This is a genomic window from uncultured Maribacter sp. (genome assembly GCF_963975365.1).
In the GTDB taxonomy this organism is placed as follows: domain Bacteria; phylum Bacteroidota; class Bacteroidia; order Flavobacteriales; family Flavobacteriaceae; genus Maribacter.
In genome coordinates this window covers 103,505-115,432 of record NZ_CAXBGF010000007.1, presented here as the reverse complement: position 1 = coordinate 115,432, position 11,928 = coordinate 103,505, and the positions used below count along the sequence as shown (strand labels likewise).

General features: G+C 34.3%; 12 protein-coding genes. 10 read left to right on the top strand and 2 right to left on the bottom strand.

Annotated elements, in window-relative coordinates; translation table 11 throughout:
- Nucleotides 1-6 precede the first annotated feature (6 nt).
- Together lpdA and AACZ49_RS10205 are read right to left on the bottom strand one after the other, a co-directional pair.
- Nucleotides 7-1,413 (bottom strand): dihydrolipoyl dehydrogenase, encoded by a 1,407-nt coding sequence (gene lpdA, locus AACZ49_RS10210; protein ID WP_339654206.1) that lies wholly within the window; start codon nucleotides 1,411-1,413, stop codon nucleotides 7-9.
- Between the two features lie 48 nt (nucleotides 1,414-1,461).
- Nucleotides 1,462-1,920 carry an Lrp/AsnC family transcriptional regulator gene (locus tag AACZ49_RS10205; protein ID WP_339654203.1) on the bottom strand — a complete coding sequence of 153 codons (459 nt, stop codon included), beginning with the start codon at nucleotides 1,918-1,920 and terminating at the stop codon, nucleotides 1,462-1,464.
- A 150-nt stretch (nucleotides 1,921-2,070) separates the two neighbouring features.
- Between AACZ49_RS10205 and AACZ49_RS10200 the strand changes: the two genes are divergently transcribed.
- The 10 genes from AACZ49_RS10200 to AACZ49_RS10155 all read left to right on the top strand — a co-directional run bounded on the left by AACZ49_RS10200 (nucleotide 2,071) and on the right by AACZ49_RS10155 (nucleotide 11,918).
- Complete coding sequence (locus AACZ49_RS10200; RefSeq protein WP_339654200.1) at nucleotides 2,071-3,291, top strand: aminotransferase class I/II-fold pyridoxal phosphate-dependent enzyme; 1,221 nt, start codon at nucleotides 2,071-2,073, stop codon at nucleotides 3,289-3,291.
- Between the two features lie 74 nt (nucleotides 3,292-3,365).
- A complete protein-coding gene (nhaC, locus tag AACZ49_RS10195; protein ID WP_339654197.1) occupies nucleotides 3,366-4,832 on the top strand; it encodes a Na+/H+ antiporter NhaC in 1,467 nt (488 codons plus the stop codon).
- 217 nt (nucleotides 4,833-5,049) lie between these two features.
- Complete coding sequence (locus tag AACZ49_RS10190; RefSeq protein ID WP_339654195.1) at nucleotides 5,050-5,694, top strand: peroxiredoxin; 645 nt, start codon at nucleotides 5,050-5,052, stop codon at nucleotides 5,692-5,694.
- Between the two features lie 74 nt (nucleotides 5,695-5,768).
- On the top strand, nucleotides 5,769-6,083 hold the full coding sequence (locus tag AACZ49_RS10185) for a thioredoxin family protein (RefSeq protein ID WP_339654194.1): 315 nt from the start codon (nucleotides 5,769-5,771) through the stop codon (nucleotides 6,081-6,083).
- Nucleotides 6,064-6,321 (top strand): hypothetical protein, encoded by a 258-nt coding sequence (locus AACZ49_RS10180; RefSeq protein ID WP_339654191.1) that lies wholly within the window; start codon nucleotides 6,064-6,066, stop codon nucleotides 6,319-6,321. Before AACZ49_RS10185 ends, AACZ49_RS10180 begins: the two co-directional genes overlap by 20 nt.
- Nucleotides 6,322-6,443: 122 nt before the next feature.
- Nucleotides 6,444-6,947, top strand: a complete 504-nt coding sequence (gene tpx, locus AACZ49_RS10175; RefSeq protein ID WP_339654188.1) for a thiol peroxidase — start codon at nucleotides 6,444-6,446, stop codon at nucleotides 6,945-6,947.
- Between the two features lie 15 nt (nucleotides 6,948-6,962).
- Nucleotides 6,963-7,328: a diacylglycerol kinase family protein gene (locus AACZ49_RS10170; RefSeq protein ID WP_339654186.1), complete on the top strand. Its 366-nt coding sequence runs from the start codon at nucleotides 6,963-6,965 to the stop codon at nucleotides 7,326-7,328.
- A gap of 63 nt (nucleotides 7,329-7,391) precedes the next feature.
- Nucleotides 7,392-9,755, top strand: coding sequence for a DNA translocase FtsK 4TM domain-containing protein (locus AACZ49_RS10165; protein WP_339654184.1), 2,364 nt, complete (start codon nucleotides 7,392-7,394; stop codon nucleotides 9,753-9,755).
- A 13-nt stretch (nucleotides 9,756-9,768) separates the two neighbouring features.
- Nucleotides 9,769-10,413, top strand: coding sequence for an outer membrane lipoprotein carrier protein LolA (locus AACZ49_RS10160; RefSeq protein WP_339654364.1), 645 nt, complete (start codon nucleotides 9,769-9,771; stop codon nucleotides 10,411-10,413).
- A 5-nt stretch (nucleotides 10,414-10,418) separates the two neighbouring features.
- Nucleotides 10,419-11,918 (top strand): LptF/LptG family permease, encoded by a 1,500-nt coding sequence (locus AACZ49_RS10155; RefSeq protein WP_339654181.1) that lies wholly within the window; start codon nucleotides 10,419-10,421, stop codon nucleotides 11,916-11,918.
- The last annotated feature ends 10 nt before the right edge of the window (nucleotides 11,919-11,928 follow it).

Genomic DNA, 11,928 nt, shown 5'->3' with positions numbered 1-11,928 from the left:
ACATTTTTAAATATGTAAAGCTCGATCATCTGTAGCTGCCAATGCAGCTTCTTTAACAGCTTCAGCATATGTTGGGTGAGCATGGCTCATTCGAGAAATATCCTCAGCAGACGCTCTAAATTCCATTGCCGTTACTGCTTCAGTAATTAAATCGGCACAACGGGCACCAATCATATGCACCCCTAAGACTTCATCAGTCTTTTTATCTGCCAATATTTTTACGAAACCGTCAGTATCCATACTTGCTCGTGCGCGCCCTAATGCACGCATTGGAAACTGCCCCACTTTATAATCAACACCAGCCTCTTTAAGCTCTTCTTCTGTTTTACCAACAGCAGCAACTTCTGGCCAAGTGTAAACAACACCTGGTATCAAATTATAATCGATATGTGGTTTTTGACCTGCAATAAGTTCAGCAACCAAAGTACCTTCCTCTTCTGCTTTATGAGCCAACATAGCTCCTTTTATTACATCGCCAATAGCGTAGATGTTACTAACATTTGTCTTTAAATGCTCATCTACGATTACTTTACCTCTCTCATCTAATTTTACACCTGCAGCATCAACATTCAATCCATCTGTATAAGGCCTTCTACCTACGGCAACTAAACAATAATCACCTTCAAAAACAACTTCCTGACCCTTTTTATCGTCCGCCTTTACAATTATAGTATTGCCTTTTCTTTCTACTGATTTTACTTTGTGTGATAATGCAAATTTTACTTTTTGCTTTTTCATCACCTTGGTCAATTCTTTTGAAAGCGCAGCATCCATACCAGGAATAATACGGTCCAAGAATTCAACAACAGTTACATCAGCGCCAAGTCTTTTATATACTTGACCCAATTCTAAACCAATAACACCTCCACCAATAACTATCATATGTTTTGGTACTTCTTTAAGCTCTAAAGCTTCAGTAGATGTTATTATACGTTCTTTATCAATTTTTATAAATGGTAAGGTAGAAGGTTTAGATCCTGTAGCGATAATTATATTTTTCGCCCCTATTTCTTCTGTTTTACCATCATTCTTTTTAATACTTACATGTGTGGCATCTTTAAAGCTTCCAAGTCCTTCAAAAACAGTAATTTTATTTTTATCCATTAAAAATTGAATACCCTTGGTAGTTTGGTCTACAACGCTTTGCTTACGACCAATCATTTTTTCCAAATTCACCTTTATCTCACCAGGAATTTCAATCCCATGTTCCTCAAAATGATTAATGGCATCTTCATAATGATGAGAAGAATCTAGCAATGCCTTTGATGGTATACACCCAACATTTAAACAGGTTCCACCTAAAGTAGAATATTTTTCAATTATTGCTGTTTTCATTCCTAGTTGTGCACAACGTATGGCTGCTACGTATCCTCCAGGTCCTGAGCCAATTATGGCTACATCATATTGATCCATAAAATATTTGTTTTCTAATGTGGTACAAAATTAATACTATTTTTAGTTTTAAAGGGGAATAGCGGTAGAATGCTTGACCTCTTTTATCGTAAAAGAACTTTGCGTGCTACCAATATGATTCATAGCAGTTAGTTTGTTGACCATAAAATTACGGTACGCCTCCATGTCTTGAACATGAATTTTCAATAAGTAATCATAATCTCCACTTAGGTGATGACATTCCACTACTTCTTGTAAAAGTAAAACCTGTGCTTCAAATTGGGCTATATTTTCCTTTACATGTTGCACTAATTTTACGTGACAAAAAACCGTAAAATTCCTGTCAACGACCGACTTATCTACCAAAGCAACATAATTTCTTATGACACCAGTTCTTTCCAACCTTTTTATACGCTCATAAATAGCCGTTGTAGACAAACCAAGTTTTAAGGCATATTCCTTTGTTGTTTTTTTACTATCTGCCTGTAAAAGCCCTAGTAAATTAATATCCGTTTCGTCAAGTTTCATAGTGAATATGATTCTAAATAGTTAACCAAATTTAATTATTTATAGAAAATAAATCTATTTAACTTAAAATATTAGTTTAAAAAACTAAATAATAAAGTTTTCATTGACAATTACTCTATCAAAAATTAGATTTGCTTAAAATCACAACCCATGAGCCAAAAAACTAGCAACGATTTACAAGACTTACAATATTTCGGAGAATATGGAGGTGTTAACCCGTCCATTTCAGATTCCTCTACCTATACTTTTATATCGGCAAAAACTATGTTCGATACTTTTGAGGGTAACACAGAAGGCTGCTATCTATATAGCCGACATTCTTCACCTTCCAATTTATATTTAGGTGAAGCTCTTGCTGCATTAGAAGGTACCGAAAGTGCAAACGTAACAGCTAGTGGCATGGGAGCTATTACAGCAGTTATACTTCAACTATGCAATGCAGGTGACCACCTTATTAGCAGTAGAACAATTTATGGTGGCACCTATGCTTTTATGAAGAATTTTTTGATAAAATTCGGAATAAAGACAACCTTTTTGGATATCACAGACCTCGATGCTGTATCTAATGCAATCACATCAAAGACAAAAATGATTTATTGCGAAAGTGTTAGTAACCCTTTATTAGAGGTAGCGGATATTTCCGCCCTTTCACGCATAGCTAAAACCAATGAACTTCCTTTGGTGGTTGATAATACATTTTCACCTCTTTCCGTAACGCCTGCTAAATTAGGTGCTGATATTGTTATTCACAGTCTTACCAAATTTATAAACGGAACCAGTGATTGTGTTGCCGGTGTAGTTTGTGGTACATCAGAATTTTGTCTTAGCCTAAAAGATGTGAATAATGGTGCTGGTATGTTACTGGGCAGTACTTTAGATAGTTTGCGCGCAGCTTCAATCTTAAAGAACATGCGCACGCTACACATTCGTATGAAAAAGCATAGCGAGAATGCCATGTTCTTAGCTGAGAATTTTGAAAAGGATGGACTACGAATAGTATACCCGGGACTTTCCTCCCATCCTGGTCATTTGATTATGGAAGATCAAATGAATCCTGAATATGGGTATGGAGGTTTGGTTACTATGGATGTAGGGACATTAGAAAATGCCAATGCGCTAATGGAATTAATGCAAGAGAGAAAGTTGGGATACTTAGCAGTTAGCCTAGGTTTCTATAAAACTCTTTTCAGCGCGCCAGGAAGCTCTACTTCCTCTGAAATTCCTTTAGATGAGCAAAAAGAAATGGGCTTAGGTAACGGCCTAATTCGTTTCTCAATTGGATTAGATGACGATATTCAAAGAACTTATTCTTTAATGAAACAATGCCTAATAGACCTTAAAATACTGGATATCATTGACGTAAACCCATAATATTCAAATTAAGAAACAGCTTGCACATCCGTAGCATAAATCGTAATATTACGTAATAACCAAACGCATTGTACATGTCAAACCAGAATTCGAATGAGCACAGGGAAAACGAACATATCGTAGCCAACAAAGAACTTAATCTTCTAGAAGCCCTTATTCCTGTCGTGCTTTTGATGGCAATGTTGGCTTACAACATATTCTTGGTGGATGGAGAATGGTTTGGCGAATACTCCAATCAAATCATATTACTTATTGGAGGTGTTTTTGCCGCTATAGTTGGTTTTTTCAATAAAACTACATTTGAAACCATGGTTAAGGAAATATATGAGAACCTAAAAAGTGTTTTCATTCCTATCATGATATTATTTTTGGTTGGCGCATTAGCGGGCACCTGGTTAGTGAGCGGAATTATTCCCGCTATGGTTTATTACGGGCTAAAAGTGTTGAGTCCATCTATATTTCTACCTGCTTCAATTGTAATTGCCGCTATCATATCTATAGCCACCGGTAGTTCATGGACAACATCGGCTACCGTAGGTATTGCTTTAGTAGGCATAGGAACGGCGTTGGGCATACCCACAGGCATGATTGCAGGTGCAGTAATTTCAGGAGCATATTTTGGAGATAAAATGTCACCTTTAAGCGATACAACAAACTTAGCGCCAGCTATGGCAGGAACAGACTTATTTACACATATTAAATACATGTTCTACACTACTGGCCCTACCATATTAATTACAGTTATTGCCTTTTCAATTATCAGTTTAAATATTGACACTACAGGTAATGCAGATGTAACAGGATTGCTAAAAACAATTGCTCAGACATTTAATATAACACCTTATTTATTTATAGTTCCAGTCACTGTAATAGCACTGATCTTATTGAAAACCAAGCCACTAATAGCACTTGGCACGGGAGTTCTTTTGGCAGCAATTTTTTCATTTATTTTTCAACCAGAAATTTTATCGAACCTTTCAGATTCAAAATTCAGCTCACTTATTAATTCAATATTGACCGATACCGCTATAGTAACTGAAAATGAAAAATTGAATGAGCTTTTTAGTTCAGGCGGAATGAACGGTATGCTTTGGACCATATATCTTATCTGCTGTGCCATGGTTTTTGGTGGCATAATGGATGGTATTGGTGCATTAGCAAGAATTACGCAATCATTATTAGCCGTAGCAAAAAGTGTATTCGGACTTTTCACCAGTACCGTTCTTAGTTGTATCGGTTTAAATGTAATTGCCAGTGATCAATACTTGGCTATAGTAATCCCAGGGAAAATGTTCAAAAAAGCATATCAAGATAGAGGGCTTGCACCCGAAAATTTAAGTAGATCTTTAGAAGATTCAGGTACTGTTACTTCTGTACTAATACCTTGGAATACTTGTGGAGCATATCAATCTGGAGTACTCGGTGTAAGTGTTTCTGAATATTTCGCATACGCCATATTTAATTGGTTGAGTCCTATAATGACGTTAATATTTGCCGCTTTCAATATTAAAATTAGACAGCTCATTAAAAAAGAAGCTTAATTTCTTTTTTTATCAATACTAAGATACTGATCACATGAACATGACAGGTTCACAATAATCCTTATTATATTTTATGCTATTCGCATTTAATTAGGTATATTTTTTTGACTATTCAGAATAGTTATTCTTCTATTGAAAATTCTAATTTAGAAAGTCTTCTAACCCTCTTTCAAGTCTTAATTTTGTTTTATAATTAATTATAAAACAAAGACATATTATGGCGTTTGTAGGAAAAAAATTCCCAAATCTTAGTGTTAATGCAATGAATGAAATGGGCGATACTTTTAAACTTAATGTTTTAGAAGAAGCTCAAAAAAATAATAAAAAAGTGGTTCTATTCTGGTATCCAAAAGATTTTACTTTTGTATGCCCTACTGAACTTCATGCATTTCAAGCAGCAATTGGCGAATTTGAAAAAAGAAATACTTTAGTAATTGGCGCTTCATGCGATACCCCTGAAGTACATTTTGCTTGGTTGAGCACTAATAAAGATAACGGTGGAATTGAAGGCGTTACGTACCCTATTTTAGCGGATAGCAATAGAAACTTAGCATCAACCTTAGGTATTTTAGATATTACGAATGAAAAGTATGATGAGGAGAATGATGTTGTAACCGTTGAAGGCGATAATGTTACATATCGTGCAACATATTTAATTGATGAAGAAGGTACAGTTTTTCATGAAGGAATTAATCACATGCCCTTAGGAAGAAATGTTAACGAATACCTTCGTTTAATTGATGCTTTTACTCACGTACAAGAAAAAGGTGAAGTATGTCCTGCTAATTGGGAAGAAGGTAAAGATGCAATGTCTGCCAATAGAGACGGTGTAGCAAGCTATCTTTCTGCACACGCCAATTAATTCAAAACCAAAGATCAAGAACATGAAGTATTCTACTTCATGTTCTTCTAAATAATATTTAAACAATTACAGTTATGTTATTGGAATTAGAACAAGATAATTTACAAGAAATCATTGATAATAATACCAACGTAATAGTTCAATACTCAGCAACTTGGTGTGGCAATTGTCGTATTATGAAGCCTAAATTCAAAAAAGAAGCTTCAGAAAATGAAAATGTAACATTTGTAATAGCTGATGCAGAAAAATTTCCTGAATCAAGAAAGCTAGCTAATGTAAATAACCTGCCAACTTTTGCATCATTCGAGCAAGGTAAATTCAAAAATCAAGTGCAGACCAATAAGTATGACCTACTAAAAGATTTGATCAGTGAGGTTACCAATAATTAAGCTACTTACAGAGTTCATTGAACAAAAAGACAGTGATTATATTTTAGAGACTATTGAGACTTTAGAAGCATTGACCGAATTACCTTCTTTGAAAGATGACGAACTTGATGTGATCGGAGAACTTATTTCGAATATGTACGGAGCATTAGATGTAGCAAAAAGCATACAACAAGGCACACCTAAAAAAGATGCTTTAAACCAGTTCATGCAACGCGTTATGGGTTCAATAGATAAATAAATTTTACAGCACAGCTAAAAAAGTCCTTTCGATTATGAAAGGACTTTTTTTTATCATATATCCTCACGTTTCATCTTAATATTTTATAATTTCACGCTTTCAATTATATAAACACTAAGGTTATGGCTTCGGTTACATTAAAAGGAAATGCAACACACACTTTAGGTACTTTACCAGCAACTGGTGGCAAAGCACCTGAATTTCAGCTAACAAAAAATGACTTATCTACTGTAAAACTTTCAGATTATGAAGGCTCAAGAGTGGTTTTAAATATATTCCCAAGTGTGGACACAGGTACATGTGCACAATCGGTTAGACAATTTAATAAAGAGGCTGCAGAATTAGTTAACACCATCGTACTTTGTGTATCTAAAGACCTTCCTTTTGCGCAAGCGAGATTTTGTGGAGCAGAAGGTATCGAAAACGTTGAAATGCTTTCTGATTTTAGAGATGGTAATTTCGGAAAATCGTACCATGTTGATTTTTCTGATGGACCATTAGCTCCATTACATTCAAGAGCAGTAGTGGTTGTTGATGAAAAAGGAAATATTTTATACACCGAGCAAGTAGCCGAAATTACTGCAGAGCCAAATTACAAAGCTGCTCTAGAGGCGTTAATGAACTAATAATAAACGACACTCATGCCCAAAGAAACTTTTTTGGTCAATCGTATTAAAAGTATTGGTTTTGCCTTAAAAGGCGCCTTTTTGCTGATACGTAGTGAAGCAAGCATAAAAATCCAGGTTTTCATTGCTTTAATCATGACTGCTGCAGGTTTTTATTTTGAAATATCAAAAACAGAATGGATATTTCAAATATTTGCCATAGCATTGGTACTCGGTATTGAAGGCATGAATACTGCTGTTGAAAAAATATCTGATTTCGTACAACCAGAATTTGATGAGAAAATCGGTTTTATTAAGGATATTTCTGCTGGGGCCGTTATGCTGGTTTCGATAGCAGCAACCATTATTGGTTTAATCATTTACTTACCTAAAATTATTTAGATCTCTTCATTGCTTCCTATAGCTCATCGTAAATTTGTAATTTAGCACCAGAATTAATTTTTAATGGCAAAGAAGGCAACTAAATCAAAGCCAAAACCTACTAAAAAAGGATCACCGTTTAAATTATCCAAACAGAATAAAATTATTTTGGGTAGTTTGCTGATGCTTTTTAGTATTGCATTGTTCTTTTCATTTATATCGTTTTATTTTAATTGGCAAGATGACCAAAGTCTTCTTACAGAATTCAAAGATCGAAATGAGCTAGCTAAAAACTTATTAAACAAATTCGGCGCAAGCATTAGTCACATTTTCATGTACAAGGGCTTTGGCTTAGCCACACTAATTCTTCCTTTTTTAATTTGTATCACAGGAATATATTTGTTTTTAGGACTTCCTTTAAAAGCATTATTTAAAAAATGGATTTGGGGCTTACTTTTCATTATATGGATTTCTATCACCTTAGGATTTTTCGCAACTAGCAGTCCGCTATTAGGCGGATTAATAGGTTTTGAAATGAATGATTTTCTACAAGACTATGCCGGTAAAATTGGTGTACTGCTATTACTAGTTTTTGGACTCATATTCATTTTAGTACGATTATTTAAAATTACACCTGAAGGAATTTCATCCTTTATTAAATCAAGAAAGGAAGCCATTTCAACAGAATTTAAAGCAACTAAAGAACGTAAATCAAGTAAGGCCGATGATATATTAACCACTTCTTTTGACGAGGACATACCTGTTATTATAGACACTTACACCCATAAAACAGAAATTCCGCATTTAAATAAGGAAGACAACCTAAATGATTTTGAAATAAATACTCCAGAGCAGGAGGAAACTCTTGCTATGGAAGTCGAACAAGTAATTGAGGAACTTGAAGAAATCGACATCCTAGCAAATAAATTGGTAGATGATTTTGGAGAGTTCGATCCTACCTTAGAATTGGGCAACTACAAATTCCCGACAATAGAACTATTAGACCAACATGGTGTTACCGGTGGTATTACTATAAATCAAGAAGAATTAGAGGAAAACAAGAATAAGATTGTTGATACCCTTAAAAATTATAAAATTGGTATTGCCCAAATTAAAGCTACTATTGGCCCTACCGTTACCTTATATGAGATTGTACCTGATGCTGGTATAAGAATATCTAAAATCAAAAACCTAGAAGATGATATTGCTCTATCTTTAGCAGCTTTAGGTATTCGTATTATCGCGCCAATTCCTGGTAAAGGTACTATAGGTATAGAAGTACCAAACAAAAATGCCACTATAGTTTCGATGCGTTCGGTAATTGCATCGAGCAAATTTCAGAAAGCAGAAATGGAATTACCAATAGCTTTCGGTAAAACTATTAGCAATGAAACCTTTGTTGTCGATTTAGCTAAAATGCCCCACCTTTTAATGGCAGGTGCAACAGGTCAAGGTAAATCTGTAGGTTTAAATGCCGTATTAACTTCCTTATTATATAAAAAGCATCCTGCGGAAGTGAAATTTATATTAGTAGATCCAAAGAAAGTTGAATTAACGCTTTACAATAAAATTGAACGCCATTTCTTGGCTAAACTTCCTGATTCTGCAGAAGCTATTATAACTGATAACACAAAGGTAATTCATACCCTTAATTCACTTTGTATTGAAATGGATGATCGTTATGAACTTTTGAAATTAGCAATGGTTCGTAATTTAAAGGAATACAACACAAAATTTAAGGCTCGTAAATTGAATCCGAATGACGGACATAAATTTTTACCATACATTGTACTGGTAATTGATGAGTTTGCTGATTTAATTATGACTGCCGGTAAAGAAGTAGAAACACCAGTAGCAAGACTTGCACAATTGGCTAGAGCCATTGGCATTCACTTAATAATTGCAACACAGCGACCATCTGTTAACGTAATTACGGGTATAATTAAAGCCAACTTCCCAGCGAGACTTGCTTTTCGAGTTACCTCTAAAATAGATTCTAGAACAATATTAGACACTTCTGGAGCCGACCAATTAATTGGTCGAGGAGATATGTTATTTACACAAGGAAATGATGTTACCAGAATTCAATGCGCATTTGTTGACACACCTGAAGTTGCAAAAATCGTTGAATATATTGGTAGTCAGCGTGCATACCCAGATGCCTATGAACTTCCTGAATATAGCGGAGAAGATTCTGGCACGAGTGTTGATTATAATGTTTCAGATAGGGACCAAAAATTCCGCGAAGCTGCTGAAGTAATTGTCATTGCACAACAAGGTTCAGCATCTTTAATTCAAAGAAAACTAAAATTAGGGTACAATCGCGCTGGTAGAATAATCGATCAATTGGAAGCAGCAGGAATTGTAGGTCCCTTTGAAGGCAGTAAAGCAAGACAGGTATATATATCCGACATGGTTGCCCTTCAACAATTATTGGATAATGAATAATATAAAAAAAGAGATGAAGAAAATTATTATTGTATTAACGATTATGTTTGCAGCAACTTTTGCCCATGCTCAAAGTTCTGACAAGGCTAAGGACTTACTTGATGAAGTATATAAAAAAGTGCAAAGTTATGACAACATTTTTGTTGACTTCAAATTCGATTTAAAAAACGTGGAAGCTGGCATTAACCAAGAAACTAGAGGTGATGTTACACTCGCAGGCAATAAATACATTTTCAATTACCTAGGTTCTCAACAACTGTACGATGGCAAGAAAGTATATACTATTGTACCTGAAAATGAAGAAGTCACTATCGAAGATAAATCTGATGATAAAAATGCAATGACACCTTCAAAAATGTTGACTTTTTACAAAGAAGGTCATAATTATGCCTGGGACATTTTACAAGATGTACAAGGAAGAAAAATTCAATATGTAAAATTGACACCTATTGATTCAGATACGGAAATAAAATCGAGATTATTAGGTATAGATATGGGTACAATGCATATTTATAAATTAATTGAAACAGGCAAGAACGGTACAAAGACTACAATCACTGTTAATTCTTTTAAAACAGACGAAGTATTGTCCAGAACCTTATTTACTTTTGATGAAGCTAAATATAAGGATGAAGGCTATTTCATTCTAAGAAATTAGAACTATTGAGAATACTAGACCGTTATATCCTATCAAGGTTCGTCTTTAATTTTGTCAGTTCGTTTGTAATATTGATGTTCATCTTCATATTCCAAACGATTTGGCTTTTTATTGATGATCTAGCCGGTAAAGGTTTAGATATTGTAATTATTGGTAAGTTCCTATTCTATTTAATGCCAGATCTTACTGAAAAAGTATTGCCCTTAACCGTACTTTTATCATCTATTTTAACTTTCGGATCCATAGCAGAGAACTATGAATTTGCTGCGATGAAAGCTTCAGGCATTTCGTTACAGCGATCAATGTTTAGTTTAATAGTGTTTGTAACTATACTTGGGGGTGTAACGTTCTTCTTTGCCAATAACGTTATCCCATTATCTCAAAGGAAAATATATAATCTTAGAAGAAATATTGCCAAGGTAAAGCCTGCTGCAGTTGTATCGGAGGGTGTATTTAGCGATTTTGAGGGAATGAATATTAAGGTTGATGAAAAGTATGGTGAGAATGATCGTTTTTTAAGAAACGTAATAATACACCGTAAATCAAAAGCAAATTTAAATATTGAAGTAATCAAAGCAGAATCAGGTGAACTAATTAGTAGTAATGATTCTGATCTCATTCAATTAGTATTAAAGAACGGTAATTTTTATCGTGATGTTGATGGTGAAAAGAACAACAAAATGCAGTTTCCTTTCGCTCATGCTGATTTTGATACGTATACAATGAATATTGAAATCCCTGATATAAATAATGACGAATTAGAAGAAGAACGAGATATAAGTACGGACAAGATGAAAAATATCTCACGTTTAACCAAAGATATTGACTCTTTACGCGGAGATAATTATAATATCGTTCGTGCATTTTCGAAAAATATTGAAAATAGAAGCGGCATATTTGTTCCCTTAATAACAAAGAATACTGATTCTACGAAAGCTGACATGGTATCAAAAAAAGATTCAATCTCAGCCGTTAAAGCAATTAAGGCTAAGGCAAATATTGCTTTGCAAGATTCAATAAAGGAGAATTTTCTTATTCTTTTCCCAGAATGGCAGCAGATACAGATATTAACTACCGCCAAAAATGGTACTAGTAGTATTCTAGGCACTGTTAGCGGTAAAAAAGAAGAAATGCAAAAAAGATATAAAATCTACAACATGCATATTCTATCGCTTCATAATAAATATGCATTGGCCTTTTCGTGTATTATATTATTTTTTGTTGGAGCTCCCCTTGGTGCCATTATTAGAAAAGGTGGATTGGGATTACCAATGATCATTGCGATAGTACTTTTCTTAATCTATTATTTCATCGGGGTTTTTGCAAGTAATTATGCTAAAGAAAGTAACATTCATCCAATTTTAGGCGCTTGGCTTTCTACTCTTATTATGCTACCATTAGGTGTTTTTCTCACCAAAAGAGCAACCGAGGACAAGGGAATGGTGAATTTTGGATTTATTTCAGATTTCTTCAAAAAAATATTTAAGAAAAAAGATAAAAACTGATTGTTTAAAC

What these genes read in the sequence shown, in the direction of transcription:
- lpdA (WP_339654206.1), bottom strand. Translation starts at nt 1,413, where the DNA reads ATGGATCAATATGATGTAGCCATAATTGGCTCAGGACCTGGAGGATAC.
- tpx (WP_339654188.1), top strand. Translation starts at nt 6,444, where the DNA reads ATGGCTTCGGTTACATTAAAAGGAAATGCAACACACACTTTAGGTACT.
- nhaC (WP_339654197.1), top strand. Translation starts at nt 3,366, where the DNA reads ATGTCAAACCAGAATTCGAATGAGCACAGGGAAAACGAACATATCGTA.
- AACZ49_RS10200 (WP_339654200.1), top strand. Translation starts at nt 2,071, where the DNA reads ATGAGCCAAAAAACTAGCAACGATTTACAAGACTTACAATATTTCGGA.
- AACZ49_RS10160 (WP_339654364.1), top strand. Translation starts at nt 9,769, where the DNA reads ATGAAGAAAATTATTATTGTATTAACGATTATGTTTGCAGCAACTTTT.
- AACZ49_RS10165 (WP_339654184.1), top strand. Translation starts at nt 7,392, where the DNA reads ATGGCAAAGAAGGCAACTAAATCAAAGCCAAAACCTACTAAAAAAGGA.
- AACZ49_RS10185 (WP_339654194.1), top strand. Translation starts at nt 5,769, where the DNA reads ATGTTATTGGAATTAGAACAAGATAATTTACAAGAAATCATTGATAAT.
- AACZ49_RS10190 (WP_339654195.1), top strand. Translation starts at nt 5,050, where the DNA reads ATGGCGTTTGTAGGAAAAAAATTCCCAAATCTTAGTGTTAATGCAATG.
- AACZ49_RS10205 (WP_339654203.1), bottom strand. Translation starts at nt 1,920, where the DNA reads ATGAAACTTGACGAAACGGATATTAATTTACTAGGGCTTTTACAGGCA.
- AACZ49_RS10170 (WP_339654186.1), top strand. Translation starts at nt 6,963, where the DNA reads ATGCCCAAAGAAACTTTTTTGGTCAATCGTATTAAAAGTATTGGTTTT.